This window comes from Aeromonas bestiarum, assembly GCF_000819745.1.
Lineage (GTDB): Bacteria > Pseudomonadota > Gammaproteobacteria > Enterobacterales > Aeromonadaceae > Aeromonas > Aeromonas bestiarum.
In genome coordinates, this window is sequence record NZ_CDDA01000006.1 from 231,785 (window position 1) to 258,343 (window position 26,559).

Consider the following 26,559-nt stretch of genomic DNA (forward strand, 5'->3'; position numbering starts at 1 on the left):
AATCCTCCCGGGCGCACCATTTTAGCAGTACCAAAAGTTTATGAGCGCCCGTAGCTCAGCTGGATAGAGTACCTGGCTACGAACCAGGTGGTCGGAGGTTCGAATCCTCCCGGGCGCACCATACAGACAGCCTCGACTCAGGTCGGGGCTGTTTTTTTATGGGCCGGATCTGGCGGGTAAAGGTCGACACCCCGCCGCAGGGCACCGTCAGGTATTGCCTCCCTTGCTCCTCTGTTCTTCTCCCGCTATCCCTCTGAATTCCTTGTCCTATCGCACCATGCGGCGTTCCTTTGCCCGGCAGCAATCCCGGTAAGTTCCGGCTCCCTGCTGCGTCCTGAGGCGCGCTGAGGGCACATGCTGAGGCGGGTGGAGACGAGGTGTGGATCTGCGGACAATAAAAAAGGATGCCGCAGCATCCTTTTTCAATTTCGGGTTGGAAACTCAGCTTTTCAGCCACTTGCGAATGCGGTTGGCATCGCCGATCGGGGTGCGCTTGCCCACCGAGTTGAGCAGCACTATGGCCAGCTCGCGGCTGTCCGGCTTGGCGCGCATCAGCAGGCAACGGCCCGCCTCGTCGGTGAAACCCGTCTTGGAGAGGCGCACATCCCAGTCCGGGTTCTTCACCAGCGGGTTGGTGTTGTTGAACATCAGGCTGTAGGCGGGGGTGCTGAAACGCATCTCCTTGTTGGTGTCCTGGGTGAACTCACGGATTAGCGGCTGGCGATAGGCGGCAGAGATGAGCCTGGCCAGATCCTGGGCAGTGGAGACGTTGCGCGTCGACAGGCCGGTGGAGTCGTAGAAACGGCTGTTGCGCATGCCAAGTTGCTTGGCCTTGTTGTTCATGGCGCGCACGAAGGCGGGGCGTCCACCGGGATAGTGGCGTGCCAGGGCCGAGGCCATCCGGTTCTCGGAGGACATCAGTGCCAGGTGCAGCGCATCGCGACGTGTTACTTTCGTGCCCATGCGCACCCGGGAATAGGTGTGCTTGATGGCATCCCTGTCATTCTGATCTATGGTCAGGATCTGGTTGAGATCCTGGCGAGCATCCAGCACCACCAGTGCCGTCATCAGCTTGGTGATCGAGGCGATCGGCCGTACCCGGGTGGCATTCTTCTGATACAGGGTCTTGCCTGTATTGACGTCCATCACCAGGGCGCTGCTCGATTGCAACTGCAGTTTGGCCGGGTTGGGGGCAGCCAATGCTGCTGGCAAGCCCAGCAGTCCAACCAATGCATATACCAGCGCGATTGCGCTAACCCGACACCGCATACTACCGACTCCGTTCACGTCGAAAAAAAGGCGCTAGATTCACTCATTTTTACCCCTGCTTTACAAGAGCACCAGAGAGTAATTCGCCATTATTTCGATAAAAAAAGGGCCATCCTGCGATGGCCCTTTCCATTTGTCTCAATCCCGTGGGGTGACGGTTTTGCGTTTGCTCAGCCAGCGCCAGATGAGGGCGACAACACCACCGACCAGCAGCACCAGCGGCAGGTAGAGAATGATGCTGAGGAACTGCGATTCGTACTGGGCCGCCAGCTTGGTGTGGCTCAGGTAGTAACCCAGGCTCACCAGCGGGGTGACCCACATGATGGAGCTGACCAGATTGACGATGAGGAAGCGCCCCTGCGGGATCTCGGTCGCCCCGACTATGTAGGGATAGACGGTGCGCACGAAGGCGATGTAGCGGGCGGTGATCAGGGTCAGGATGCCGTACTTGTTGAGCAGGTAGAACACCTTCTCCTTGTGCTTGTCGTCCATGTGGGACATCAGGCGATGGTACATGCGGGTATGACCCAGGAAGCGCCCTTGCATATAGCCGAACCAGGTACCGACGAAGGTGGCCAGGATCAGCAGTGGCACTATGCCAAGGGGGAGCACGTCCTGATAGATGAGCACACCCGTCAGGATGAGCAGGCTATCGCCGGGCAGGAAGGCGGTGGGGATGAACCCGTTTTCCAGCACAAGAAAAGTTAGCAACACGCCGCAGACCATGAAGGCCATCTTGGGATCCGACAGCATCGCCAGATCCTGATGCATAAAGGCGTGAGCCAGTTGGTAAAACTGCTCCATACTCACAAGCTCCGCTTAAATTAGCTGGGTTGATCGATCAAGGGCATGGCAAGCACCTTGTCGATGCGCAGACCATCCATGTCGACAATTTCCAGTTGCCACTGCTCCAGAGTCACCAGATCTCCGGTCTGAGGAACACGGCCAAGGAGCAGCATGATAAGCCCTCCGAGGGTGTGATAGTGATGTTTTTCTTCTTCCGGTAGCCGAACCAGTCCCAGGCAGTCCTTCAACTCCGGCAGGGGAATGAGGCCGTCGAGCAGCCAGCTGCCGTCGGTGCGCTGGAAGGCCCAGTTGTCATCGCTGTTATCCTGCTGGAAGTCACCCGCCAGCGTCTCCAGCAGATCCTGCTGGGTGACCAACCCCTGCAGCTCGCCGTATTCGTCCACCACCAGCACCATGTGCTCGGAGTGGGCGCGGAAGTGATTGAGCAGCTCCAGGCCATTGAGGGTCTCCGGCAACAGGCTGCCATCCTGGGTCAGGGCCGCCAGATCGATGGGTTCCCCCTTGATATAGGCGTGCAGCACCTTGTTGACGTTGAGTATGCCCACCAGATCCGAGAGGCTGCCATCGCAAACCGGGAAGAAGCTGTGGCGATACTCCACCAGCCGTTGCAGGTTCACCTCCAGCGGCAGGGCGAGATCCAGATAGCGGATGTCGCTGCGTGGCACCATCAGCGAGGAGAGGCTGCGCTCGTCGAGGCGGAACACATTGCGCAACATAGTGTGTTCGTGGTCTTCGATGATCCCGGCTTCGGAGCCCTCCACCAGCATGGCGTGGATCTCCTCCTGGGTCACGTTGGCCCCGCCATCCTGCCTGACGCGCAGGATGCGCAGGCTGGCCTTGGTGGAGGCTGACAGCAGCCAGACGAAGGGGCGGGTGATGGCCGCCAGCCACAGCATGGGGCGGGCCACCAGACAGGCGATGCGCTCGGCGCTGAGTTGGCCGAGGCGCTTGGGCACCAGTTCGCCGACGACTATGGAGAGGTAGGTGACCACGACTATGACCAGCACGGTGGCGAGCAGGCTGCTGCTCTTGGCGGCCATGCCCCACTCCTGCAGCCAGAGGGCCAGCGGTTGGGCCAGCAGGGATTCGCCGTAGATACCGTTGAGCAGACCGATGCTGGTGATGCCGATCTGGACGGCGGAGAGGAAATGGGTCGGATCTTCGCTCAGTTTGAGGGCAATGGCGGCTGAGCGGCTGCCTTCGCTCGCCATCTTGCTGAGGCGAGCCTTGCGTGCGGTAACGATGGCGATTTCCGACATGGCAAAGACGCCATTAAGCAAAATCAATCCAAACAGGATCAATATTTCCATACTGCAACAGCACTCCGAGTAGAAAAGATCGCTGGCAGTGTAATGAATTTGGGGGCGATGCGCTTGTGAAAGCAGGTGATTTGGCTCGCTAATTTTGTACAGAGGGGCGAAGAAAGGCCGTGAGAAGGGGTTTATGGCAACAAAAAGCCCCCTGCGGGAGGGGGCTTTTTCAGGCGTGAAACTGCCTTACAGGGCGGCGATTTCGGCCTGCTGGGTCTCGAGGGTCACCAGCTGGGCGCGATACTCTTCCAGCTTCTCGCGCTCCTTGGCGATGACGGCTTCCGGCGCCTTGGCCACGAAGGCCTCGTTGCCGAGCTTGCCTTCGATGCGGCCACACTCGCCGACCAGCTTGGCTACTTCCTTGGCCAGACGGGCCAGTTCGGCATCCTTGTCGATGAGACCGGCCATCGGGATCATCAGCTCGGTGGCACCGATCAGCTTCTTCACCGACAGGGGGGCCACTTCGCCGTCCGCCAGCACGCGGATGGATTCCAGACGGGCCAGCGACTTGAGGAAGGCCTCGTTGTCACCGGCGCGGCGGGCGTCCTTGGCATCGCATTTCAGCAGTACGTTCAGGCCCACGCTCGGCGCCACGTTCATCTCGGCGCGGATGTTGCGAATGCCGACGATGAACTCCTTCACCCACTCCTGATCCGCCATGGCGGCCTCGTCTACCTTGTCGGCATCGAACTCAGGGAAGGCTTGCAGCATGATGGTGTCGGCGTGCACACCGGTCAGCGGCGCCACCGATTTCCAGATGGTTTCGGTGATGAAAGGAATGATCGGGTGTGCCAGACGGAGCAGGGTTTCCAGCACGGTCACGAGGGTGTGACGGGTGGCACGCTGCTCGGCTTCGGAGCCCTTGCCCAGCACCGGTTTGGTCAGCTCCAGATACCAGTCACAGAACTGGTTCCAGATAAATTCGTACAGCACGCCGGCGGCGATGTCGAAGCGGTAGGTATCGAGCGCGGTGCGGAAGTCGCGGATGGCAACTTGCAGCTGGGACTGGATCCAGCGATCCGCCAGACTGAACTGCATTTCACCACCTGCAAAGCCACAATCCTGATCTTCGGTGTTCATCAGCACGTAGCGGGAGGCGTTCCACAACTTGTTGCAGAAGTTGTTGTAGCCATCCAGTCGCTTCATGTCCCAGTTGATGTCACGACCTGTACTGGCCAGCGCCGCCAGGGTGAAGCGCAGGGCGTCGGTGCCGTGGGCCTCGATCCCTTCCGGGAACTGCTTGGCGGTACGCTTGCCGATCTTCTCGGCCATCTGCGGCTGCATCATGTTGCCGGTGCGCTTCTCCATCAGGTCTTCCAGCGAGATACCGTCGATCATGTCGAGCGGATCCAGCACGTTGCCCTTGGACTTGGACATCTTCTGGCCTTCTTCGTCACGGATGAGACCCGTGATGTAGACGGTCTTGAACGGAACTTGCGGCTGGCCGTTTTCGTCCTTGATGAAGTGCATGGTCATCATGATCATCCGGGCGATCCAGAAGAAGATGATGTCGAAGCCGCTCATCAGCACGTCGGTCGGGTGGAAGGTCTTGAGCGCCTCTGTGTTGTTCGGCCAGCCGAGGGTGGAGAAGGTCCACAGGGCGGAGCTGAACCAGGTGTCGAGCACGTCTTCGTCCTGACGCAGTGTGGTCACGGACGGTATGCTGTGCTTGGCTCGCACTTCTGCCTCGTCACGACCCACGTAGACATTGCCGGCATCGTCATACCAGGCCGGGATGCGGTGACCCCACCACAGCTGACGGGAGACGCACCAGTCCTGGATGTCGCGCATCCAGGAGAAGTACATATTTTCGTACTGCTTGGGCACGAACTGGATGCGGCCATCTTCCACCGCCTCGATGGCGGTCTTGGCCATGGGCGCCACGCGCACGTACCACTGGTCGGTCAGCATGGGCTCGATGGGCACGCCGCCGCGATCGCCGTAGGGCTGCTGCAGCACGTGATCCTTGATTTCGGCCAAGAGGCCCAGCTCGTCCAGCTTGGCCACGATGGCCTTGCGGGCGGCAAAGCGCTCCATACCGGCGAACTCGCTCGGCAGGGCGGCGTCGTAGGCTGTGCTGGGGTTGCCGTTGGTGTCGACCACTTCGGCCTCGGCGCGCACGTGGGCGTCCAGGGTGAAGATGTTGATCATCGGCAGGTTGTGGCGCTTGCCCACTTCGTTATCGTTGAAGTCGTGGGCCGGGGTGATCTTCACGCAACCGGTGCCCTTCTCCATGTCGGCGTGTTCGTCGGCGACTATGGGGATCAGACGGTTCACCAGCGGCAGCAGTATGTGCTGGCCGATCAGCGCCTTGTAACGGGGATCTTCCGGGTTCACTGCAACGGCGGTATCGCCCAGCATGGTTTCCGGACGAGTGGTGGCGACGATCAGGTGATCCTGACCCTCAGCGGTCTTGGCACCGTTGGCCAGCGGATAGCGCAGGTGCCACATGTGGCCCTTGATCTCGCGGTTTTCCACTTCCAGATCGGAGATGGCGGTGTTGAGTTTCGGATCCCAGTTCACCAGACGCTTGCCGCGGTACATCAGGCCATCTTCATAGAGACGGACGAACACTTCCTGCACGGCGCTCGAGAGACCCTCATCCATGGTGAAGCGCTCGCGCTCCCAGTCCACAGAGTCGCCGAGGCGGCGCATCTGACGGGTGATGGTACCACCTGACTCTTCCTTCCACTGCCAGATCTTGTCGATGAAGGCATCACGGCCGTAGTCGTGACGGGTCTTGCCCTCTTCGGCGGCGATCTTGCGCTCCACCACCATCTGGGTGGCGATACCGGCGTGGTCTGTGCCCGCCTGCCACAGGGTGTTCTTGCCCTGCATGCGGTTGTAGCGGATCAAGGTGTCCATCAGGGTTTGCTGGAAGGCGTGACCCATGTGCAGGCTGCCGGTGACGTTCGGCGGCGGGATCATGATGCAGAAGGAGTCTTTGCTGGTGTCGCCGTGGGGCTTGAAGTAACCCTGGGCTTCCCAGTGCTGATAGAGCGCCTGTTCGATGGCGTTGTGATTAAAAGTCTTTTCCATGGTCTCGCCGTATTCTGGATGGATGGAGTCTGGTGTTGATTCGTCGTGGATCGAGGGTGGTGCAGTCAGGGCTGCGCCGGATCCGGTGCGGCAAGGACGGGCTGATCCCTCATCTCGAGGGCGTGGCCTGCCTGGCGATAGTGCTTGTAGCGCTCGCGGGCTTGCTGCTTTTGCGTTTCGTCAGTGGGGACAAAATCTACCACTTGAGCGAAGTGTCCTGCAAACAAAGGTGTCTGTCTGGCCAGATTGATGAGGCGGGCATAGCGCCGCTTCGGCGGCTGATGGCCTATCTCCACCGGCGCCTGACCGCTCTCGCCCTGCAGCTGGTGCGGCACGAAACGCTCAGGTGGCAATTGCCACAACAGCTCGTCCAGGCGTAGGGCCTGGGCTTCGTCGTCGCACAGCAGGTAGAGATGGCCCGCACTCCAGCCATCGGCTACGAGCTGGCAGGCGAGCCGCTCGACGGCGGTGGCCTGCGCGTCATCCGGCTCGCTCATCAGGTAAAAGGTCACTTGGCTCATCAGGTTGATCCCGTTTGCGGTGACGGACTATTGACCGCCAGTGAGGGTTGGCAGGGGTGTTTTCCTGCCAGCACTCAATGAAACAAGGAAGAGGCGGGCCTCTTCCTTGTTGTACTGGGCAACTCCCGCGCTTCCGATGTATTCACCGGAAGGGGCAGGGGAGTTACTCCTTCTCTTCGATATCCACGCCGGCCCGATTGAGCAGGAACTGGGTCAGCAGGGGAACCGGACGACCGGTAGAGCCTTTATCCTTGCCGCTCTTCCAGGCGGTCCCGGCGATATCCAGGTGGGCCCAGTTGTACTTCTTGGTGAAGCGCGACAGGAAGGCGGCAGCGGTAATGGTGCCGGCCGGACGACCGCCTATGTTGGCCATATCGGCGAACGGGCTCTCCAGCTGTTCCTGATACTCGTCGAACAGCGGCAGGCGCCAGGCGCGATCGCCGGCCTGTTCGGAGGCGTTGAGCAGCTCGTGGGCCAGCGGGTTGTGGTTGGCCAGCAGCCCCGTGGTGTGGTGGCCCAGCGCTATGATGCAAGCACCGGTCAGGGTCGCCACGTCGATGACGGTCTCGGGATCGTAGCGATCCACGTAGGTGAGGGCATCGCACAGCACCAGGCGGCCTTCCGCATCCGTGTTCAGCACTTCTATGGTCTGGCCGGACATGGAGGTGAGGATGTCACCCGGGCGATAGGCGTTGCCACCCGGCATGTTCTCGCAACCGGCCAGCACGCCTATGACGTTGATGGGCAGCTGCAACTGGGCCAGGGCGTGCATGGTGCCGAGCACGGAGGCGGCGCCACCCATGTCGTACTTCATCTCGTCCATGCCTTCGGCCGGCTTGATGGAGATGCCGCCGGAATCGAAGGTCAGACCCTTGCCGACCAGCACTATGGGCTTGGCATCGGCGTTGCCCTTGTATTCGATGATGGCCATCATGGCTTCATTCTCGGAGCCGCGGGCCACCGCCAGATAGGAGTTCATGCCGAGCTCGGCCATCTCCTGCTCACCGATCACCTTGGTGGTGATGTTGTCGAAGGCATCGGCCAGACGACGAGCCTGGGAGGCCAGATAGGCCGGGTTGCAGACGTTGGGCGGCATGTTGGCCACGTCGCGACAGACCCGCACCCCTTTCGCCACGGCCAGACCGTGGGAGATGGCTTTCTCACCAATGGTCAGTTCCCGACGCGTCGGCACGTTGAACACCAGCTTGCGCAGCGGACGGCGCGGCTCGGCTTTGTTGGTCTTGAACTGATCGAAGCTGTAGAGGCCCGCCTTGGTGGTTTCCACCGCCTGGCGCACCTTCCAATAGGTATCCCGACCCTTGACGTGCAGTTCGGTCAGGAAGCAGACCGCTTCCATGGAACCCGTCTCGTTGAGGGTGGTGATGGTCTTGTTGATGATCTGCTTGTACTGGCGTTCGTCGAGTTCCCGCTCCTTGCCGCAACCGACCAGCAATACGCGCTCGCTGAGCACGCCCGGTACTTGATGCAGCAACAGCATCTGGCCTGGTTTCCCTTCCAGGTCGCCACGGCGCAGCAGCGAACTGATATAGCCATCGCTGATCTTGTCCAGTTGTTCGGCAACCGGAGAGAGGCGACGCGGCTCGAATACGCCGACCACGACGCAGGCACTGCGTTGCTTCTCAGGACTGCCACTCTTTACACTGAACTCCATGGAATCTCCTACATCCTAAAGACAAAAGGCACCTTTTATTGAATAATGCGGTGCTTGTTGGGGTATCAGAGGCGGAGCGAACAGCCATAGGCTCCGCAGTTCAAACTGGTAAAAATCCAATATACGGCCCTATTTTTCAGGCATTCGACTAAAAACACAAGTTTACTTGGGAATGACTGTGATCGTTTTCCGATATTTGTTCAGGGAAACCCTGAAAACCCAGCTGGCAGTGTTGTTCGTGCTGCTGCTTATCTTTGTCAGCCAACAATTTATCCAGATCATCGGTGATGCCGCCGATGGCGAGGTGCCGACGCGCCTGGTCTCCACCCTGTTGCTGCTCAACCTGCCCAATATGGCCTTGTTGATGCTGCCTATCAGCTTGTTTTTAGCCATCTTGTTTGCTCACGGTCGCCTGTATGCCGAAAGTGAGATGACAGTGATGCATGCGGTGGGCTTCAGCCACCGCTTCGTGATGCGCAGCGCCATGGTGCTGGCCTTGCTGACCGCGGCCGTCGCCGCCTTCAATACCGGCTGGATCGCCCCGCAGGCCAAGGAGCGCGAGTATCAGGTGATCGACGAGTTCAAGGCCGATCCGGGTATCTCCTTCCTGCAGGCCGGCCGTTTCATGGAGCTCGACAAGGGGCGCCTCGTTGCCTACATCCAGGAGCTGAACGACAAGGGCTCACGGCTGCAGAAGATCTTCGTGCTGCAACGCTCCCAGGAGGGCAAGCCGCCCTCAGTGGTGGTGGCGACGGAGGGGGTGGTGACGGTCGATGAGAACGGCCTGCAGTGGCTGACCCTGAAGGATGGCTCCCGTTACGAGGGTCACTTCAGCAGCAAGCAGTTCCAGATCTCCGAATTTGACGAGTACAGCCTGGTGATCCGCCAGCAGGAGATGGAGCGCTCCAGCCGCAAGGCGGCCGCCAAGCCGACCCTGGAGCTGCTGGGAACGCAGGACAACGGCATGATGGCCGAGTTGCAGTGGCGCCTGTCGTTGCCGCTCTCCATCCTGGTGCTCACCTTCCTGGTGGTGCCGCTGGCCAGGGTCAACCCCCGCCAAGGGCGTTACGCCAAGCTGCTGCCGGCCATCTTGCTCTATCTTTCCTACTTCCTGTTGCTCAGCGCGGCGCGCTCGGCCATCGACAGCGGACGCCTGCCCCACTGGCCTGGGATGTTCCTGGTGCCGCTGGCCTATCTGCTGTTGATCGGTCTGCCGCTCAACCTGCAGGGCACCAGCTGGTGGAACGGGATCAAGACCCTCTATTTCAAGAGAAAATCGGCATGATGTTGCCATCTGGGAGTCTTTACTGATGTTTGGCATTCTCGATAGACATGGCGACCGGATCATTTTGATGTCGCTTCCTCTCTATACGTCTGTATTTGAGGAAAAAATCAGCATGATGCTGCAACCGGGGAGTTTCTGCTGATGTTTGGTATTCTCGATAGATATATCGGCCGGGTTATTTTCATGTCGGTCCTGTTGTGCGAACTGACCCTGGTCGGGCTGGCTGCGCTCATCAAGTATGTTGAGCAGCTCAGATCCGTGGGGGAAGGCAACTACGACATGATCAATGCGCTCTATTACGTCCTGCTCTCCATGCCCAAGGAGGCGGTTCAGTTCTTCCCGCTGGCAGCCCTGCTGGGCGGGCTCATAGGGTTGGGCCAGCTGGCGACCAGCTCGGAGCTGGTGGTGATGCAGGCGGCGGGTCGCTCCAAGATCAGCATAGTGATGGCGGCACTCAAGACGGCCATCCCCTTGATGATACTGGTGGGCCTGATGGGTGAGTATGTGGCGCCCATCGCCAAGCGGATGGCGGATGACGTCAAGGCGGGGGCCCTGTCGGAAGGACGGCTGACGGTCTCGGCTTACGGGGTCTGGGCGCGCGATGGCAACAACTTCGTCAACATCAACGGGGTGCGCAACAACGGCGCCCTGACCGGTATCACCCTCTATCGCTTCACCCCGGAGCGCAAACTGATCGATATCCTGCAGGCGCAGGAAGGGGTGTTCGAGCAGCATCACTGGCTGCTCAAGCAGGTGCAGGTGACCCGCTTCGACGATCCCAAGCAGATCCAGAGCGAGACTCAGGCCCAGATGGAGTGGACCTCGGAGCTCACCCCCAAGCAGCTGGGAGTGGTGAGCATCGACCCCGAAAACCTGCCGGTGGCCGGGCTGCTCGACTACATCGGCTATCTGGATGCCAACAAGCAGGATGCCGGGCGTTACAAGCTGGAGATGTGGCGCAAGCTGCTGTCGCCGCTGTCGGTGGTGGCCATGATATTGCTGGCCTCTTCCTTCATCTTCGGCCCGCTGCGTTCGGTGAGCATGGGCGCTCGGATGCTGATGGGGATCATGACCGGCTTCGCTGTCTACGTGAGCGATCGGGTGTTCGGCCCCATCAGCCTGGTGTATGCGGTGCCGCCCATCCTTGCCGCCATCGCCCCCAGTCTGCTGTTTGGCGGTATCTCCTTCTATATCCTCAGTCGCAAGCAGTAATACGCTGTGCGGTAATGCAAAAAGGGCACCTTGGGTGCCCTTTTTTGTTGTTGTAGCGGGTTAGCGGTTCAACTGCTCCAGATTTTCCTGTTTGCCGAGCACCACCACTTCACATTCGGACCAGATGTCCTGAAAGGCGCGCGGTGCCTTGCGGTTGAACAGGCACATCAGGTTGCCGAGGCCGAAGGCCGCCGTCGCCAGCCGGATCAGCGCCTGAGTGATGCGGATGTTGCTGCCATCCGCATTCTGGATACGCAGACGCCAGGCGCGCATGCCTATGGTCTGACCGGCACGGGTCCAGAACCAGGTGTAAAAGCCACAGATGATGAAGGCGAGCCAGGCACTGTAAATCGGGCTGGTCAGCAGCCAGGAGGCATCTTTGCCTTCCGGGATGGTGGCGGCGCCGGTTGCCAGCAGCAAGTGTGCCACCCCCATACCGATGAAGCCGGCGATGATCAGCAAGGAGATGACTACCAGATAGTCATAGAGCAGGGCGCCGAGTCGGCGCAACAGGCCCGCCGAAGGGTAGTGGGGGGCGGTGGGAGAGGTGGATGTGGGTTGGACTGGTTTACGCTTGGCCATCGTTCTTATTCCATTAATATGATGCGGGCATTCTATGTAACTGACCCCTCATCGGCAAGGCGTTGAATAAATGAGCAAACGAGAGTGCGCACGCGAAAAACACCTTGCATGGCATCGCGCCATTCGTATAATCCCTCGCAGTTGCCCGGGTGGCGAAATCGGTAGACGCAGCGGATTCAAAATCCGCCGATGAATAATCGTGTCGGTTCGAGTCCGACCCCGGGCACCATCAGATTCAGTGACAAAAGGCCATCAGCAATGATGGCCTTTTGTTTTTCTGCCTCCTTTCCGCTTGGTGTTCCCTTCTTTATCCCTTTATCCCTTTATCCCTTTATCCCTTTGTCCATGAGCACTCTCATCGTTCGTATGCTGAATGGCTTGTTTCTGCCGCATTCGGCTGTGTGTCCGTCACCGCTCTGCAATCTGTTCCGGCTTATGATCTGCTCTATTTCGGTGCGTGCTGGTTGCGCTGCACAGCAGAAGTGCGCGCTTGCTCAGGTTGGCGCAGCTTGTGATCCAATCTGGTGCATTGGTCAACCTACTTGATATTAAGGTGTTGATTATAATCAACTTAGTGAGTTGGCCTGCTTTATGCTTTAAAGCAATCATGTCGCCATGACGCTGCCCGATGAAGGAAGCATGACCAGGGCAGTGGCAAGTGTGTGCTGAGTGTGAGTTTGTGTGGATTGTCGGATTCGATGTTCATATCAGGAAATGGACCCGGACAGGTGCCGGGACGACAGGGAAGGAGATGGCAGTATGCTCAAGAGACTCGTGATGACTGGCCTGTTGGCGCTTGCCGCCTTGCTGGCCGCCCCCAGTTGGGCTGAAGAGGTGGTGGCCGCATCGGCCGACGTCGTACAGGCTGCGGCGCCAGTCGCTGCCGCTGTGACCATCAACAAGGGGGACAACAGCTGGATGTTGCTGTCGGCAGCACTGGTGATCCTGATGTCCATTCCGGGCTTGGCCCTGTTCTATGGCGGTCTGGTACGCAGCAAAAACATGCTGAGCGTGTTGATGCAAGTGTTCACCCTGTTCTCGCTCATCTGCGTGCTGTGGATCCTCTACGGTTATTCGCTGGCCTTCACCGAGGGCAACAGTGTCTACGGCTCCTTCAGCAAGGCGCTGCTCAAGGGGGTCACACCTGACTCCATTGCGGCGACCTTCAGCAAGGGAGTCGGCATCAGCGAGTTCATCTACGTGGTGTTCCAGGGGGCCTTTGCGGCCATCACCTGCGGCCTGATAGTGGGTGCCTTCGCCGAGCGCATCAAGTTTGCCGCCGTGCTGCTGTTCTCGGTGATCTGGTTCACCTTCGCCTACATACCGCTGGCCCACATGGTGTGGTACTGGGCGGGCCCGGATGCCTATACCACGGCCGAGGCGGCGGCGACCGCAACGGCGACGGCCGGTTATCTGTTCCAGCATGGTGCACTGGATTTTGCAGGCGGTACCGTGGTGCACATCAACGCCGCCGTGGCGGGTCTGGTGGGGGCCTATCTGGTGGGCAAGCGTCTGGGCTACGGACGTGATCCCATGACACCGCACAGCCTCACCATGACAATGATAGGGGCCTCCCTGCTCTGGTTCGGCTGGTTCGGTTTCAACGCCGGCTCCGCGCTGGAAGCCAACGGCATAGCCGCACTGGCCTTCATCAACACCTGGGTGGCACCGGCTGCGGCTGCGCTCTCCTGGACCCTGGCCGAGTGGGTGATGAAGGGGCGTCCCTCCCTGCTGGGTGCTGCCTCCGGCGCCGTTTCCGGTCTGGTGGTGATCACCCCGGCGGCCGGCTTCGTCGGGGTTGGCGGTGGCCTGGTGATGGGCCTCATCAGCGGCGTGGCCGGTTTGTGGGGGGTGCACGGCCTCAAGCGCCTGCTGGGAGCCGATGACAGCCTGGATGTATTTGGCGTACACGGGGTGTGCGGGATTCTCGGTGCGCTGCTGACCGGCGTTTTTGCCAGCCCGGATCTGGGCGGTACCGGGGTGTGGGACTATGTCACCAACCAGGTCGCGGAAGGCTACTCCATCCTGGCCCAGGTCAAGATCCAGGCCATCGGGGTCGGGGTCACCATCCTCTGGTCCGGGGTCGTCTCGGTCGTGGCCTACAAGCTGGTGGATCTGCTCATCGGCCTGCGAGTGAAGGAAGATGCGGAGCGGGAAGGGCTGGATGTCACCACCCACGGTGAGAAAGCCTATAGCCTGTAACCACGTCGGGTCACTTGCTGACAGGATTGCCGCCGGTTATGCCGGCGGCTTTTTTATGTCTGCATAAAGTGGAGTGCGTTTTGCCCCAGCTTTTATGCCTGCAATTTGACAGGATCTCCGCTAAACTCTGCCACCCTAAATGGGCTTGCCCCATTTTCCCCATCATTTTCTACGCCTTTGGAGCCGCTCATGCCGTTAGTGGGACATCAACACCAGATCGAGATCCTGGAACTGACCGACAAAGGGGATGGCAAGGGACGCCTGTTCGATCGCCCCCTGTTTGTCGAGGGTCTGCTGCCCGGTGAGCAGGCGCTGGTTGAGCTGACCGAGGTCAAGCCGAACTATCTGCATGGCAAGCTGACCGAGCTGCTCCAGCCGTCTGCCGATCGGGTCGCCGATTTCTGCCCCAACACAGAATGCGGTGGCTGCCAGGTGCGCCCGCTGGCCTACCCGGCCCAGCTCAAGCTCAAGCAGGCACTGGTGCAGAGCGCACTGGAACAGGTCGGGCTGGGTGACACCACGGTCAACCCCATCCTCGGCATGGAGAGTCCGTTCGCCTATCGCAACAAGGCGCAATATGCGGTGCGTGGCTGTGAGGCCGGCGCCGAGATTGGCTTCTATCGCAAGCACTCCCACGATCTCATCACAGCGGACGATTGCGCCGTGCAGGACTCGCTGCACGTGGAGCTCAACGCCCGGGTGCGTGGCTGGATGCGCGAGCATGACATCGCCGCCTATGACGAAGTGAATCACACCGGCTGTGTGCGCAACCTGATGACCCGCAAGGGATTCAAGAGCGGCGAGCTGATGGTGGTGCTGGTGACCCTGGGTGAAACACTGCCGTTCGAAGCCGAGCTGCTGGCGAGCTTGAGCGATCTGCCCATCACCACCCTGGTGCAGAACATCAACGATGAGCGCACCAACCGCATTCTGGGTGCGAGCAACCGGGTGCTGCTGGGTGAAGGGGTGATCCGCGACAAGATCCACGAGCTCGAATTCGAGATCTCGCCGCTCTCCTTCTTCCAGAACAACCCGACCCAGACCGATGTGCTCTACTCCAGTGCCCTCGAGTATGCCGAGCTGACCGGCAACGAGACTGTGTTCGACATCTATTGCGGTATCGGCACCATCTCCCTGTTCCTGGCTGGCAAGGCTGCCAAGGTGGTGGGGATAGAATCGGTGGAGAGCGCCATCAGCGACGCCCGTCGCAACGCGGCCCTCAACGGCATAGAGCACACCGAATTCCACGTGGGCAAGGCCGAGCAGCTGATGCCCGAGCTGCACGCCCAGGGCGTGACCGCCGACGTGGTGGTGCTGGATCCGCCCCGCAAGGGTTGTGACAAGGCGGTATTGCAGACCCTGGTCGCCATGGCGCCGCGCCGTCTGGTCTATGTCTCCTGCAACCCGCAGACCCTGGCCCGCGATCTCGCCTGGCTGGTCAAGCAGGGCTTCGTGCTGGACGAGGTGCAGCCGGTGGACATGTTCCCGCATTCCATGCATGTGGAAGCGGTCGCCCGCCTGAGCCTGCCTGCAAAGGGCTGACAGGCACTCGCGCCACAGCGATTGAATTAGCCAGATGGCTCTGTTAAAAACGACTCCAAATGGAGTCGTTTTTTTATGTCTGCCATTCAGGTGCCGAGCCATGGCATCGGACTTGGATTTGGGCAGAGGGGTGGGAAATAGACGGGGGCGACAGTATGAGGTGCAGACCATGAAAGGTATCTTGCTACGCTGGTTGGCTCGCTACGATGGCTGGTGTCAGGAGTGGAGACTCACCCCGGAGAACCGGCGCTGCTGTGCGCCGGTGCGTTATGACGAAGACGAGCAGGAGGAGCCGGCGTCGGAGGGCGACGCCTCGTCACTCAATCAAAATTGCGCGTCACGGCCCCGGTAACGCTGTTGTAGTCAAAGCTCAATCCATCCGGGTAGGCCGGGAAGCGGGCGATGGAGTCACGCAGGGTATAGCGGCAGTTGCTGTGAGGCTCGCCATCTTCATCTATATGGTTGCCGGGTTGCTCGCTGGACAGATAGTCGGCTTTGACCTGGATCTCGGGATCCTGATCGACCGAGGCGACAATATAGCTGCTGTCCAGCAGCCCCTGAAACAGCAGGCGGCAGTCTGACTGGTTGCTGACCGAGATGTAGTCTCCCTGACCCGGAACGTAAGGCTCATTGATCCCCTTGCGGCCCTGATCCTCGTCCGTACCGGCGGGCCAGCCATAACGGTTGATGTCGAGGTTGCGTTGACCCATGCTGCCCAGATTGTAGAGTGCCTGGCCCTGCGCCTTGACCGCCCAGCCTGCATGGGCAAGCTGCACCGCGCTGGCGAAGCTGCCGGCGGTGGCGGCAACCGTGCTCTTGAGGGCATCATCCTTGATATTGATAAAGCGGGGCATTGCCGTTACGGCCAGGACCCCAAGCACTATGATGACCATCACCAGTTCTATCAGGGTAAAGCCATGGTTCGAGCGTTTCATTATTGAGTAGACCCATCAAGTACGACAAACAGGTGAAAGCGACATGCAACTGATCGACACCCATTGCCATCTCGATTTTCCCGTCTTCGATCCAGACAGGGCGGCGTTGCTGGCCGAGTGCCGGCAGTTGGGGGTGGGCGAGTATATCATCCCCGCCGTGGGAGAGGAAAACTGGGCTCGCGTGATGGCGCTGGCGGAGCAGTACCCGGGGATCACCTACGGGCTGGGCATTCACCCCTGGTATGTGGGCACCCAGACCCAGGGCGCGCTGACGCGATTGCAGGCGTTGTTGGCTGCCCGGCCCCCTGGCCTGGTGGCGGTCGGGGAGTGCGGGCTGGATCTGCGCAGCCAGGTGCCGCAGGAGGGGCAGCTGGCCTGGTTTGAAGCGCAGATCAGGTTGGCCATGGAGCATGAGTTGCCACTGATAGTCCATTCGGTGCGGGCCAACGACACGGTTGCCAAAATTTTGCGGCGCTTCAAGCCGGCAAGGGGGGGCGTCATCCACGCCTTCAGCGGCTCTCTGCATCAGGCCGAGGTGTTCTGGCAGCTTGGATTCAGACTGGGGATCGGCGGCGTCATCAGCTATGAGCGGGCCAACAAGACCCGGGAGGCGATCCGCGACATGCCGCTGGAGGCTCTGCTGCTGGAAACCGATGCGCCAGACATGCCGTTGCAAGGCCTGCAGGGCATTCCGAATACCCCCGCCAACTTGCCGAAGATTGCGCAACTCTTGGCCGAATTGCGGCAACAGCCCTTGAGTCATGTTGTCGCGGTGTTACATGAATCCACTTTTCACACTTTCCCGCTCGGACATCCTGAAATTAACACCTGATTAACTCTTGATAGCATCATGATAAAAAACGGGGCGAGTAAAAATCGTTTGCGGTCTAATTTGACGACCTCTAGCGCATTTCATGCTTATAAAATGTGACCAGCATTCTACTTTGTCGCACCGTAATTAGTATAATGCGCACCCTTGATTGATGGCTTTGAGATACAAGTTGTTAACAAGCTGGAAGGTGCTACTAAAGAGGAAGTGTTAATAATGAATTTGATTATGGGTCTGGTAGGGATGGCAACACTCATCCTTATCGCGGTGCTGTTCTCCAGTAATCGCAAAGCAATAAAAATTCGCACCGTAGCCGGTGCCTTTGCAATTCAAGCTGGACTGGGTGCATTCGTGCTGTACGTCCCGGTTGGCCGAGATATTCTGGTGGGTGTATCCGATGCCGTTTCCAGCGTCATCGGTTATGGTCAAAACGGTATCGAATTCCTGTTCGGTGGTCTGGTCAGCAACAAGATGTTTGAAGTGTTCGGCGGCGGCGGCTTTATCTTTGCCTTCCGCGTGCTGCCCGTCATCATCTTCTTCTCCTCCCTGATCGCGGTTCTCTATTATCTGGGCATCATGCAGTGGGTAATCAAGCTGCTGGGTGGTGGCCTGCAAAAAGTACTGGGCACGTCCCGTACCGAATCCCTCTCTGCCACGGCCAACATCTTCGTCGGTCAGACCGAAGCCCCGCTGGTGGTGCGTCCCTTCATCTCCAAGATGACTGACTCCGAGCTGTTCGCCGTCATGTGTGGTGGCCTGGCCTCCGTTGCCGGTTCCGTGCTGGCCGGTTATGCCTCCATGGGCGTCAAGATGGAATACCTGATCGCCGCCTCCTTCATGGCTGCCCCGGGTGGTCTGTTGTTCGCTAAGTTGCTGGTACCGGAAACCGAGACCCCCAATTATGATGAAAACAATGCCGATGGCGATCTGGAAGACAAGCCTGCCAACGTGATCGATGCCGCCGCCGCCGGTGCCTCCGCCGGTCTGCAACTGGCCCTGAACGTGGGTGCCATGCTGCTGGCCTTCATCGGCCTGATCGCCATGATCAACGGCATCTTCGCCGGTGTGGGTGGCTGGTTCGGTTATCCGCAGCTCTCCCTGGAACTGCTGCTGGGCTGGTTGTTCTCCCCGCTGGCCTTCCTGATCGGTGTACCCTGGAGCGAGGCCGTGGTGGCCGGTTCCTTCATCGGCCAGAAGCTGGTGGTGAACGAGTTCGTGGCTTACCTGAACTTTGCCCCTTATCTGAAGGATGAAGTGCTGATCAACGGCGTGGCCATGTCCGAGCACACCAAGGCCATCATCTCCTTCGCCCTGTGCGGCTTTGCCAACCTGTCCTCCGTTGCCATCCTGCTGGGTGGTCTGGGCTCCATGGCACCGAACCGTCGCGGCACCATTGCCAAATTTGGTTTGAAGGCCGTACTGGCCGGCTCTCTGTCCAACCTGATGTCTGCCACCATCGCAGGCTTCTTCCTGGCACTGACAGCCATGTAATATTTGCCTGATACTCAGGTAAAGACGAACGCCACAGCGAAAAGCTGTGGCGTTCGCGTTTGGAGCGGTGACAACCGTTTTCCTTTCTAAACTAATAATAAAATGAGTCAAATCGGAGGTTATATGAATGAAGTGTTACTGGCGATGGCGGCCGGCTTTATCGTTGGCTTGTTGTTTTCTTTCCTCAAATTGCCGATCCCGGCCCCACCCGTACTGTCCGGGGTAATGGGGATAGTCGGGGTCTATCTGGGGGGGCTGGCGTACTCCTGGATACTCACACGCTTCTTCTCTTAACGCACTTTTCAGTACCGGATTTGCCAGATGTGAGGTACCTCTGAAATTGGCAAATCCGGCTTGCAAACACGGGGTATCTCGGCTGAAATAGGCATTGCCAGCAGGGTGCTGGCATTGACTAATGCCCGATCAAATCGGGTGTTGGCGGTCAAATGGAATTGATTGGGAAGTCGGGTCAGCAGTTGTCGGCCTTTCTCAAGTCTTCATGGAACCAAGTCCGCACTTTTGTAAGAAAGTGACAGGGCTCTTGCCTTATTTACAGCCATATTGCCTGTGCATGCGCGCTGTAATTCCATTCCCGTATCCTTGGGAGTCGTGTCTTGCTGGTTGCGTTGCGACAAGCAGGCGCTCGCCCCTGGAAGCAGGATTAAATCGAGACTTTGGAGAACAGAATGACTGATCTGAAACTGGCCGCCCAACGCGCCCTGAACCTGATGGACCTGACCACCCTGAACGATGATGACACCGATCAGAAGGTCATCGACCTGTGCCGCAAGGCCAAGTCTCCGGCCGGTCTGACCGCCGCCGTCTGCATCTATCCCCGTTTCATCCCCATAGCGCGCAAGACACTGAGTGAAATCGGCGCCGCCGACGTGCGCATCGCCACCGTGACCAACTTTCCCCATGGCAACGACGACATCGAGATCGCCGTGGCCGAGACCCGTGCCGCCGTGGCTTACGGTGCCGATGAAGTGGACGTGGTGTTCCCGTACCGTGCCTTCATGGCCGGCAATGAACAGGTTGGCTTCGATCTGGTCAAAGCTTGTAAGGAAGCCTGTGGCGATAAGGCGCTGCTGAAAGTGATCATCGAGACAGGTGAACTGAAAGAAGAGGCGCTGATCCGTCGTGCCTCCGAGATCTCCATCGACGCCGGTGCCGATTTCATCAAGACCTCCACCGGCAAGGTGCCGGTCAATGCGACCCCGGAAGCGGCCCGCATCATGATGGAAGTGATCAAGGCCAAGAACCCGAAAGTCGGCTTCAAGCCGGCCGGTGGCGTGAAAGATGCCGCCGTGGCGGGTCAGTACCTGGCCATGGCAGAAGATATCCTGGGCAAGGACTGGGTATCCGCCCGCACCTTCCGCTTTGGTGCATCCAGCCTGTTGGCCAGCCTGCTGGCCACGCTGGGGCATGGCGACAAGCCTGCCAACACCAGCGGTTACTAAGTTGATGAGAGGGCGAGCGTGGCTCGCCCTGTTATGCCCCCGCCAGACGGCGCGCGGGCAGGGATAACGGCTTATGTGACGCCAGCAATGGCGGAGGGAATGAAAGATGTTTTTGCCTCAAGAAATTATTCGAAAGAAGCGCAACGGTGAAGCGCTCAGTACCCAAGAGATTCAATTCTTCGTTCAGGGCATTACCAACAACACCATAGGCGAGGGCCAGATTGCGGCGCTGGCGATGGCGGTCTACTTCAAAGACATGACCATGGATGAGCGGGTTGCCCTGACCTGCGCCATGCGCGACTCCGGCATGGTATTGAACTGGGATCACCTCAATCTGGGTGGCCCTATCGTCGACAAGCACTCCACCGGTGGCGTGGGTGACGTGGTCTCCCTGATGCTGGGCCCCATGGTCGCCGCCTGCGGTGGCTTCGTGCCCATGATCTCCGGTCGTGGCCTGGGTCACACCGGCGGCACCCTGGACAAGCTGGATGCCATCCCCGGCTACCAGACCTCGGTCGACAACGACCGCTTCCTGAAAGTGGTAAAAGAGGCGGGTGTCGCCATCATAGGCCAGACCGGGGATCTCGCCCCGGCCGACAAACGCATCTATGCGGTGCGTGACATCACGGCCACCGTCGAATCCATCGCCATGATCACAGGCTCCATCCTCTCCAAGAAACTCGCCTCCGGGCTGGAAGCCCTGGTGATGGATGTGAAAGTCGGTTCGGGTGCCTTTATGCCGACGTTTGAGGCATCTGAGGAGCTGGCCAAGAGCATAGTCGCGGTGGCCAACGGTGCCGGTTGCCACACCTCGGCCCTGCTGACCGACATGAACCAGGTGCTGGCCTCCAGCGCTGGCAACGCCGTGGAAGTGCGCGAAGCTGTGCGCTACCTGACAGGTGAATACCGCAACCCGCGCATCCACGAAGTCACCATGAGCCTGTGCGCCGAGATGCTGATCTCCGCCCATCTGGCCAGCGACGATGCCGATGCCCGTCGCAAGCTGCAGGCCGTGCTCGACAACGGCAAGGCGGCCGAGATCTTCGGTCGCATGGTGACCGGCCTCGGCGGTCCGTCTGACTTCATGGAACGTTATGATAGTCACCTGCCCAAGGCTGCTATTGTACGCCCCGTGTATGCGGCCAATGCCGGCTTCGTGACGGCCATGGATACCCGGGAGCTGGGTCTGGCCGTGGTCGCCATGGGTGGCGGTCGTCGCGCCGCCGGTGACAAACTCGATTACGCCGTCGGTCTGACCGACTTTATCCGCCTGGGCCAGAGCGTCGATGCTGACAAGCCGATTGCCCTGATCCACGCTCAAACCGAAGAGCAATTTGCTCAGGCTGCCAGCATGGTGCAGGCGGCTGTCAAGATCGGTGACACTCAACCCCAGGCCCTGCCTGAGGTCTACCGTCGCATCGGTCTGGCTGATTTGTAACAAGGGGAAGTCCCATGAAACGTACCTTTATTCTGATGATGGACTCTTTCGGTATTGGCGCCGCCGCCGATGCCGACAAGTTCGGAGATGTGGGCGCCAACACCCTTGGCCATATCGCCAAGGCCTGTGCTGCCGGTGAGATTGAAGGCCGTGGCGCCCTCAATCTGCCGAACCTGAACAAGCTGGGTCTGGGCCATGCCGGTGAGCTGGCCTCCGGCTACTTCCCGGCAGGCTTGAAGAAGGATATCGAGGTGGTCGGTGCCTACGGTTTCGCCCAGGAGCTCTCCTCCGGCAAGGACACCCCGTCCGGCCACTGGGAGATCGCAGGCGTGCCCGTGCTGTTCGAGTGGGGTTACTTCACCGATCACCACAACAGCTTCCCGCAGGAGCTGCTGGACGCCATCGTCGAGAAGGCGGGTCTGTCCGGTTACCTCGGCAACTGCCACGCCTCCGGTACCCAGGTGCTGGATGATCTGGGCGAAGAGCACATGCGTACCGGCAAGCCGATCCTCTACACCTCTGCCGACTCCGTGTTCCAGATCGCCTGCCACGAAGAGACCTACGGCCTCGAGAAGCTCTATGAGCTGTGCCACATAGTGCGCGAGCTGCTGGAGCCCTACAACATAGGCCGGGTCATCGCGCGTCCGTTCGTGGGCAGCGGCAAGGGCAACTTCAAGCGTACCGGCAACCGTCACGACTACTCTGTGCTGCCGCCGGCGCCGACCGTGCTGGATTACATGAAAGAAGCGGGTGGCCAGGTGGTCTCCATCGGCAAGATCGCCGACATCTATGCCAACCAGGGCATCACCAAGCAGGTGAAGGGCACCGGCCTGACCGAGCTGTGGGATCGCACCCTGGAAGAGGTGAAAGCGGCCGGTGACAACACCATCGTCTTCACCAACTTCGTGGACTTCGACTCCTCCTATGGTCACCGTCGTGACGTGAAAGGCTACGCCGATGCACTGGAGTATTTCGACTCCCGTCTGCCGGAGCTGTTCGAGATACTGCAAGATGGCGATGTGGTGGTGCTGACCGCTGACCACGGCTGCGATCCGACCTGGAACGGTACCGATCACACCCGTGAATATATTCCGGTGCTCTTCTTCGGCAAGCCGGTCAAGGCCGGTTCCGTCGGTCGTCGCGAGACCTTTGCCGACATAGGCCAGAGCATAGCGGCGTACCACGGCCTGCCCAAGCTGCAATACGGTACCAGCTTCCTGTAAGGCCGATTTTGGGTGGCGCCTTGCGGTCTATTCTGCAGGGCCTGCCCAGGTTGCAGTGCGGCACTCGCCTCCTGTAATTTACCCGCCCGTCACCTCGGTGGCGGGCAACCAATAAAGACAATAAAACTCAACCTAGTGTGAAGGAATCAAGAGAATGGCAACTCCTCATATCAATGCGAAAGATGGCGCCTTTGCTGATACAGTGCTGATGCCGGGCGACCCCCTGCGCGCCAAGTACATCGCCGAAACCTTCCTGGAGAACGTCGAGCAGGTGTGCGACGTGCGCAGCATGCTCGGCTTCACCGGTACCTACAAGGGCCGTCGCATCTCCGTCATGGGTCACGGCATGGGCATCCCGTCCTGCTCCATCTATGCCAAAGAGCTGATCACCGACTACGGTGTGAAGACCCTGATCCGCGTGGGCTCCTGTGGCGCCGTGCGTGAAGACGTGAAACTGCGCGACGTGGTGATCGGCATGGGTGCCTGCACCGATTCCAAGGTCAACCGTCTGCGCTTCAAGGATCACGACTTCGCCGCCATCGCCGACTTCGGCCTGGTTGCCAATGCCGTGCAAGCCGCCAAGAACAAGGGCGTTGCCGTGCGCGTCGGTAACATCTTCTCCGCCGACCTGTTCTACACCCCGGACCCTTCCATGTTCGACGTCATGGAAAAGTACGGCATCCTGGGTGTCGAGATGGAAGCCGCCGGCATCTACGGCGTGGCCGCAGAGTACGGTGCCAAGGCACTGACCATCTGCACCGTCTCCGACCATATCCGTACCGGTGAGCAGACCACCTCCGAAGAGCGTCAGCTGACCTTCAACGACATGATCGAAATCGCACTGGACTCAGTGCTGCTGGGCGACTGATCCGCAGCCTAGACTCCATGCAAAACGGCGACCCCAGGGTCGCCGTTTTTTTATGGTTCGTGGCCGTAGCCCCGTACCGGGCCTTGAAGCCTATGGGATCAGGCGCTCGGTGCACCCGATGAGGGTGGGCTCTTCTTCTTGTGCTTGCGCACCCGCATGTAGTTGCGGCGCACACCGTAGGAGATGAGCAGGCCGGCCAGCAGCGCCACCAGCAGCATCAGCCGCTGTTTCTCCTGTATCACCTTGAGCCGGGTGTCCTTGTCCGCCAGCAGTTGCTGCTCTTCCAGTGTGATGCGCAGGTAGCCAATGGTTTGCTCCCCATCCAAGATCTCCTGCACAAACTGGATGCGGCCCTTGCCCTGCTCCGGCAGCGATTTGTTGTTGTCGCCGATGGGCAGCAGGCCGTCCAGCGGCACGGCGGCGTCCGACTGGGCGAGGGGGATGCCACGGGCGTCATAGAGGGTGGCATCGAGGATCTCGGGCTCGGCGGCCAGATCCTGGGCCAGCCGTTCCAGCTCGCTGTTCTTGTCCTCCTTGATCCAGCGCTTCATGTCGCGGGCGGCATAGGCGACCAGTGCCTGGGCACGGTTGCGCGCCTCGCTGTGCAGCGAGGCCTGGCTCTCGCCCTGCATATGGATGAGCACACCGAGCACCCAGAGGCCGAGCAAGATGCCGGCACCCAGACTGAGAACACGTTTGATGGGAAGATGACGCAAGCGTTGAACCTCCTGACGACGAGCGGTGGCGGGATCTTGGCGCTTGCCTGTACAAAAAGCAATACGCTACTCTGGGCCAGCTTTGTTAACCCCATGATCACCAAGGAAGGCTCTATCTCTATGCTGTTGTCCCAATTACCCGCTGCCTTGTCCGAGTGGCCAGAGTGCCTGCCCAGTGCCCCCTGGTGGCAATTGACGCCGCAGGCGCTGCTGCCCGTTGCCAAACCGCTGGATGGCGCCTGGCTGGTGCTGTTTGGCAAGCCCCTTGCCGCCCGCCATCTGGCGCGCCTGGCCGAGTCGCTGGCCGCGCAGGATATGCAGGCCCAGCTCTATCCGCCGAGCAGCCCGGCCGGGGTGCCCTTGCTGTTGTTGGGTACGGACAGGTTCTCCCCCGAGTTGGTGCAGTGGCTCAAGGCCGAGGAGTGGGACATCGACATCTGTCATCTATCTGCGCTGCCGACCCTGAGCGAGCCCGGCTTGCTGGTGATGGACATGGACTCCACCGCCATCCAGATCGAGTGCATCGACGAGATCGCCCGCCTGGCGGGAGTGGGCGAGCAGGTGGCCGCCGTGACGGCCGCGGCCATGCAGGGCAAGCTGGAGTTTTCCGACAGCCTGCGCAATCGGGTCGCCCTGCTGGCGGGGGCACCTGTCACCATTCTCGACGAGGTGGCGGCCCAGATGCCCTGGATGCCGGGCCTGCAATTGATGGTCGATACCCTCAAGCAGGCGGGCTGGAAGGTGGCGATCGCCTCGGGGGGCTTCACCCGTTTCGCCGGCGAACTGCAGCAGGCGCTGGGGCTGGATGCCATCTTCGCCAACGAGCTGGCGGTCGAGGGGGGGCGGCTGACCGGCATGGTGAGAGGGCGCATAGTGGACGCCAGCGTCAAGGCCGAGGTGCTGCAACGGCTGGCGAGCGACTTTGGTATCGCCGCTGGCCAGACAGTGGCCATCGGCGATGGTGCCAATGATCTCAAGATGATGGCGGTGGCCGCTCTTGGCATCGCCATCCACGCCAAGCCGCTGGTGCGGGCCCAGGCGGCCGCCACCCTCAACCATCATGATCTGGAAGGGGTGATCTGCCTGCTCGGCGCCCTTGCCTGTCGCGATCGTCGTTGGGATCGTCACGGATCCTGAGTTACCCACCCCACGTCATGGAGGACCTTGCATAGCAATGGAACTGTTACAGCAATCCCTGTTTATTCCCTGTGGTGAGCACCAGCTGCATGTGCGCCACATCCAGCCACGGGTCGCCGTGCATGCAGAGCCGATCCTGATGGTGCACGGCGCCATCGAGAATGGCCGCATCTTCTATACCGAATCGGGCAAGGGACTTGCCTGTTTCCTGGCGCGCCATGGCTATCAAGTCTATGTGGCCGACCTGCGCGGCCGGGGTCTGAGCACCCCGGCCATCGCAGTGCAAGCCGAGCATGGCCAGCATGAGCTGATCACCGAGGATCTGCCGGCCTTGCACCGCTGGATTGCGGCGCGCCATGCCGGCTTCAAGCTGCACTGGATGGCTCACTCCTGGGGCGGTGTCATCATGGCCTCGACCCTGGTGCGTTTTCCTGAATTGGCCGGGCAGATCGCCAGCCTGGTGTTCTTTGGCACCAAGCGTGGCGTCTCGGTGCAGAACCCGGAGCGCTGGTTGAAGGTGGATCTCATCTGGAATCGGCTGGCACCCTGGCTGGCGCGGCGCAGCGGTTTTCTGGCGGCCCGCAGCCTGAAGATGGGGGCGGATGACGAGCCGCTGCGCTACCTGCAGGAGACGATTCCCTGGGTCAAGTGCGGCCCCTGGCAGGATCCGTACGACGGCTTTGCCTATGACGAAGCCGCGGCGCGGGTCAACTGGCCGCCGCTCTGGATGATTTCAGCCAAGGCTGACAAGGTATTGGGGCACCCGACCGACGTGCGCCGCTTCAGTGCCGAGATGGGGTCCGCCACACGTCACACCCGGCTTGGCAAGGACAACGGCAACCGGCTCGATTACGATCACATCAACATGCTGACGGCGCCACAGGCACAGGAGGATCACTTCCCGCAGATCCTAGCGTGGCTGCTCGACCCGCAGGCGGCGTGATGGAGACAAGGCCGGCGGGCGCTGGCCGTTATCCTGATGTGCTGATATAGGGATAAAAATAATGGCGGGCCCGTGGCC

General features: G+C 60.1%; 22 protein-coding genes and 2 tRNA genes. 15 read left to right on the top strand and 9 right to left on the bottom strand.

Annotated elements, in window-relative coordinates; genetic code table 11:
• The first annotated feature begins 44 nt into the window (after positions 1-44).
• Positions 45-121: transfer RNA gene (locus tag BN1118_RS02860), tRNA-Arg, on the top strand.
• A gap of 320 nt (positions 122-441) precedes the next feature.
• On the opposite strand, the gene pbpG is transcribed toward BN1118_RS02860, so the two are convergent.
• The 6 genes from pbpG to pepA all read right to left on the bottom strand — a co-directional run bounded on the left by pbpG (position 442) and on the right by pepA (position 8,618).
• The gene (gene pbpG / locus BN1118_RS02865) at positions 442-1,269 is read right to left on the bottom strand and encodes a D-alanyl-D-alanine endopeptidase (protein WP_043554486.1); all 828 of its coding nucleotides are present in this window, start codon (positions 1,267-1,269) and stop codon (positions 442-444) included.
• Positions 1,270-1,407: 138 nt separating this feature from the next.
• Entirely contained in the window at positions 1,408-2,073 is a 666-nt protein-coding gene (locus BN1118_RS02870; RefSeq protein WP_043554488.1) for a DedA family protein, read from the bottom strand.
• 20 nt (positions 2,074-2,093) lie between these two features.
• Entirely contained in the window at positions 2,094-3,386 is a 1,293-nt protein-coding gene (locus tag BN1118_RS02875) for a hemolysin family protein (protein WP_043139868.1), read from the bottom strand.
• Between the two features lie 186 nt (positions 3,387-3,572).
• Positions 3,573-6,425: a valine--tRNA ligase gene (locus tag BN1118_RS02880; protein WP_043554489.1), complete on the bottom strand. Its 2,853-nt coding sequence runs from the start codon at positions 6,423-6,425 to the stop codon at positions 3,573-3,575.
• A 65-nt stretch (positions 6,426-6,490) separates the two neighbouring features.
• On the bottom strand, positions 6,491-6,946 hold the full coding sequence (locus BN1118_RS02885; protein ID WP_043554491.1) for a DNA polymerase III subunit chi: 456 nt from the start codon (positions 6,944-6,946) through the stop codon (positions 6,491-6,493).
• Positions 6,947-7,109: 163 nt separating this feature from the next.
• A complete protein-coding gene (pepA, locus tag BN1118_RS02890) occupies positions 7,110-8,618 on the bottom strand; it encodes a leucyl aminopeptidase (RefSeq protein ID WP_042866538.1) in 1,509 nt (502 codons plus the stop codon).
• A 172-nt stretch (positions 8,619-8,790) separates the two neighbouring features.
• Between pepA and lptF the strand changes: the two genes are divergently transcribed.
• Together lptF and lptG are read left to right on the top strand one after the other, a co-directional pair.
• On the top strand, positions 8,791-9,903 hold the full coding sequence (lptF, locus tag BN1118_RS02895; RefSeq protein ID WP_043139858.1) for an LPS export ABC transporter permease LptF: 1,113 nt from the start codon (positions 8,791-8,793) through the stop codon (positions 9,901-9,903).
• A 141-nt stretch (positions 9,904-10,044) separates the two neighbouring features.
• On the top strand, positions 10,045-11,115 hold the full coding sequence (gene lptG, locus BN1118_RS02900) for an LPS export ABC transporter permease LptG (RefSeq protein WP_043139855.1): 1,071 nt from the start codon (positions 10,045-10,047) through the stop codon (positions 11,113-11,115).
• Positions 11,116-11,175: 60 nt separating this feature from the next.
• On the opposite strand, the gene BN1118_RS02905 is transcribed toward lptG, so the two are convergent.
• On the bottom strand, positions 11,176-11,697 hold the full coding sequence (locus BN1118_RS02905) for an RDD family protein (RefSeq protein WP_043554492.1): 522 nt from the start codon (positions 11,695-11,697) through the stop codon (positions 11,176-11,178).
• A gap of 143 nt (positions 11,698-11,840) precedes the next feature.
• On the opposite strand from BN1118_RS02905, the gene BN1118_RS02910 reads away from it, so the two are divergent.
• From BN1118_RS02910 to rlmD, 3 genes are all read left to right on the top strand, one after another.
• Positions 11,841-11,926 (top strand) — tRNA-Leu (locus BN1118_RS02910).
• A gap of 530 nt (positions 11,927-12,456) precedes the next feature.
• Positions 12,457-13,899, top strand: coding sequence for an ammonium transporter (gene amt / locus BN1118_RS02915; RefSeq protein WP_043554493.1), 1,443 nt, complete (start codon positions 12,457-12,459; stop codon positions 13,897-13,899).
• A 189-nt stretch (positions 13,900-14,088) separates the two neighbouring features.
• Positions 14,089-15,441: a 23S rRNA (uracil(1939)-C(5))-methyltransferase RlmD gene (gene rlmD, locus BN1118_RS02920; RefSeq protein ID WP_043554495.1), complete on the top strand. Its 1,353-nt coding sequence runs from the start codon at positions 14,089-14,091 to the stop codon at positions 15,439-15,441.
• Positions 15,442-15,761: 320 nt separating this feature from the next.
• On the opposite strand, the gene tppF is transcribed toward rlmD, so the two are convergent.
• The gene (gene tppF, locus BN1118_RS02925) at positions 15,762-16,379 is read right to left on the bottom strand and encodes a type IVa pilus pseudopilin TppF (RefSeq protein ID WP_084213987.1); all 618 of its coding nucleotides are present in this window, start codon (positions 16,377-16,379) and stop codon (positions 15,762-15,764) included.
• 40 nt (positions 16,380-16,419) lie between these two features.
• On the opposite strand from tppF, the gene BN1118_RS02930 reads away from it, so the two are divergent.
• The 7 genes from BN1118_RS02930 to deoD all read left to right on the top strand — a co-directional run bounded on the left by BN1118_RS02930 (position 16,420) and on the right by deoD (position 23,685).
• Positions 16,420-17,208, top strand: a complete 789-nt coding sequence (locus BN1118_RS02930; protein WP_043554497.1) for a TatD family hydrolase — start codon at positions 16,420-16,422, stop codon at positions 17,206-17,208.
• Positions 17,209-17,421: 213 nt separating this feature from the next.
• Entirely contained in the window at positions 17,422-18,696 is a 1,275-nt protein-coding gene (locus tag BN1118_RS02935) for a NupC/NupG family nucleoside CNT transporter (protein WP_043139798.1), read from the top strand.
• A gap of 123 nt (positions 18,697-18,819) precedes the next feature.
• A complete protein-coding gene (locus tag BN1118_RS02940) occupies positions 18,820-18,990 on the top strand; it encodes a XapX domain-containing protein (protein ID WP_005305103.1) in 171 nt (56 codons plus the stop codon).
• Positions 18,991-19,382: 392 nt separating this feature from the next.
• On the top strand, positions 19,383-20,156 hold the full coding sequence (deoC, locus tag BN1118_RS02945; RefSeq protein ID WP_043554500.1) for a deoxyribose-phosphate aldolase: 774 nt from the start codon (positions 19,383-19,385) through the stop codon (positions 20,154-20,156).
• Positions 20,157-20,262: 106 nt separating this feature from the next.
• Positions 20,263-21,594 (top strand): thymidine phosphorylase, encoded by a 1,332-nt coding sequence (gene deoA / locus BN1118_RS02950; RefSeq protein ID WP_043554501.1) that lies wholly within the window; start codon positions 20,263-20,265, stop codon positions 21,592-21,594.
• A gap of 14 nt (positions 21,595-21,608) precedes the next feature.
• The gene (locus BN1118_RS02955; protein ID WP_043139792.1) at positions 21,609-22,817 is read left to right on the top strand and encodes a phosphopentomutase; all 1,209 of its coding nucleotides are present in this window, start codon (positions 21,609-21,611) and stop codon (positions 22,815-22,817) included.
• Between the two features lie 154 nt (positions 22,818-22,971).
• On the top strand, positions 22,972-23,685 hold the full coding sequence (gene deoD / locus BN1118_RS02960) for a purine-nucleoside phosphorylase (RefSeq protein ID WP_043139789.1): 714 nt from the start codon (positions 22,972-22,974) through the stop codon (positions 23,683-23,685).
• Positions 23,686-23,783: 98 nt separating this feature from the next.
• On the opposite strand, the gene BN1118_RS02965 is transcribed toward deoD, so the two are convergent.
• Positions 23,784-24,401 carry an AhpA/YtjB family protein gene (locus BN1118_RS02965; RefSeq protein WP_043554502.1) on the bottom strand — a complete coding sequence of 206 codons (618 nt, stop codon included), beginning with the start codon at positions 24,399-24,401 and terminating at the stop codon, positions 23,784-23,786.
• A 120-nt stretch (positions 24,402-24,521) separates the two neighbouring features.
• Here BN1118_RS02965 and serB point away from each other — a divergent pair, with 120 nt between their 5' ends.
• Both serB and BN1118_RS02975 read left to right on the top strand, forming a co-directional pair.
• Positions 24,522-25,538, top strand: a complete 1,017-nt coding sequence (gene serB / locus BN1118_RS02970; RefSeq protein ID WP_043554554.1) for a phosphoserine phosphatase SerB — start codon at positions 24,522-24,524, stop codon at positions 25,536-25,538.
• A gap of 37 nt (positions 25,539-25,575) precedes the next feature.
• The gene (locus tag BN1118_RS02975; protein ID WP_043554503.1) at positions 25,576-26,481 is read left to right on the top strand and encodes an alpha/beta fold hydrolase; all 906 of its coding nucleotides are present in this window, start codon (positions 25,576-25,578) and stop codon (positions 26,479-26,481) included.
• Positions 26,482-26,559: the final 78 nt, after the last annotated feature.

Bases quoted from the DNA above. Each gene is read 5' to 3' on its own strand.
- pbpG (WP_043554486.1), bottom strand. From the start codon at position 1,269: ATGCGGTGTCGGGTTAGCGCAATCGCGCTGGTATATGCATTGGTTGGA.
- BN1118_RS02870 (WP_043554488.1), bottom strand. From the start codon at position 2,073: ATGGAGCAGTTTTACCAACTGGCTCACGCCTTTATGCATCAGGATCTG.
- BN1118_RS02875 (WP_043139868.1), bottom strand. From the start codon at position 3,386: ATGGAAATATTGATCCTGTTTGGATTGATTTTGCTTAATGGCGTCTTT.
- BN1118_RS02880 (WP_043554489.1), bottom strand. From the start codon at position 6,425: ATGGAAAAGACTTTTAATCACAACGCCATCGAACAGGCGCTCTATCAG.
- BN1118_RS02885 (WP_043554491.1), bottom strand. From the start codon at position 6,946: ATGAGCCAAGTGACCTTTTACCTGATGAGCGAGCCGGATGACGCGCAG.
- pepA (WP_042866538.1), bottom strand. From the start codon at position 8,618: ATGGAGTTCAGTGTAAAGAGTGGCAGTCCTGAGAAGCAACGCAGTGCC.
- lptF (WP_043139858.1), top strand. From the start codon at position 8,791: ATGACTGTGATCGTTTTCCGATATTTGTTCAGGGAAACCCTGAAAACC.
- lptG (WP_043139855.1), top strand. From the start codon at position 10,045: ATGTTTGGTATTCTCGATAGATATATCGGCCGGGTTATTTTCATGTCG.
- BN1118_RS02905 (WP_043554492.1), bottom strand. From the start codon at position 11,697: ATGGCCAAGCGTAAACCAGTCCAACCCACATCCACCTCTCCCACCGCC.
- amt (WP_043554493.1), top strand. From the start codon at position 12,457: ATGCTCAAGAGACTCGTGATGACTGGCCTGTTGGCGCTTGCCGCCTTG.
- rlmD (WP_043554495.1), top strand. From the start codon at position 14,089: ATGCCGTTAGTGGGACATCAACACCAGATCGAGATCCTGGAACTGACC.
- BN1118_RS02930 (WP_043554497.1), top strand. From the start codon at position 16,420: ATGCAACTGATCGACACCCATTGCCATCTCGATTTTCCCGTCTTCGAT.
- BN1118_RS02935 (WP_043139798.1), top strand. From the start codon at position 17,422: ATGAATTTGATTATGGGTCTGGTAGGGATGGCAACACTCATCCTTATC.
- BN1118_RS02940 (WP_005305103.1), top strand. From the start codon at position 18,820: ATGAATGAAGTGTTACTGGCGATGGCGGCCGGCTTTATCGTTGGCTTG.
- deoC (WP_043554500.1), top strand. From the start codon at position 19,383: ATGACTGATCTGAAACTGGCCGCCCAACGCGCCCTGAACCTGATGGAC.
- deoA (WP_043554501.1), top strand. From the start codon at position 20,263: ATGTTTTTGCCTCAAGAAATTATTCGAAAGAAGCGCAACGGTGAAGCG.
- BN1118_RS02955 (WP_043139792.1), top strand. From the start codon at position 21,609: ATGAAACGTACCTTTATTCTGATGATGGACTCTTTCGGTATTGGCGCC.
- deoD (WP_043139789.1), top strand. From the start codon at position 22,972: ATGGCAACTCCTCATATCAATGCGAAAGATGGCGCCTTTGCTGATACA.
- serB (WP_043554554.1), top strand. From the start codon at position 24,522: ATGCTGTTGTCCCAATTACCCGCTGCCTTGTCCGAGTGGCCAGAGTGC.
- BN1118_RS02975 (WP_043554503.1), top strand. From the start codon at position 25,576: ATGGAACTGTTACAGCAATCCCTGTTTATTCCCTGTGGTGAGCACCAG.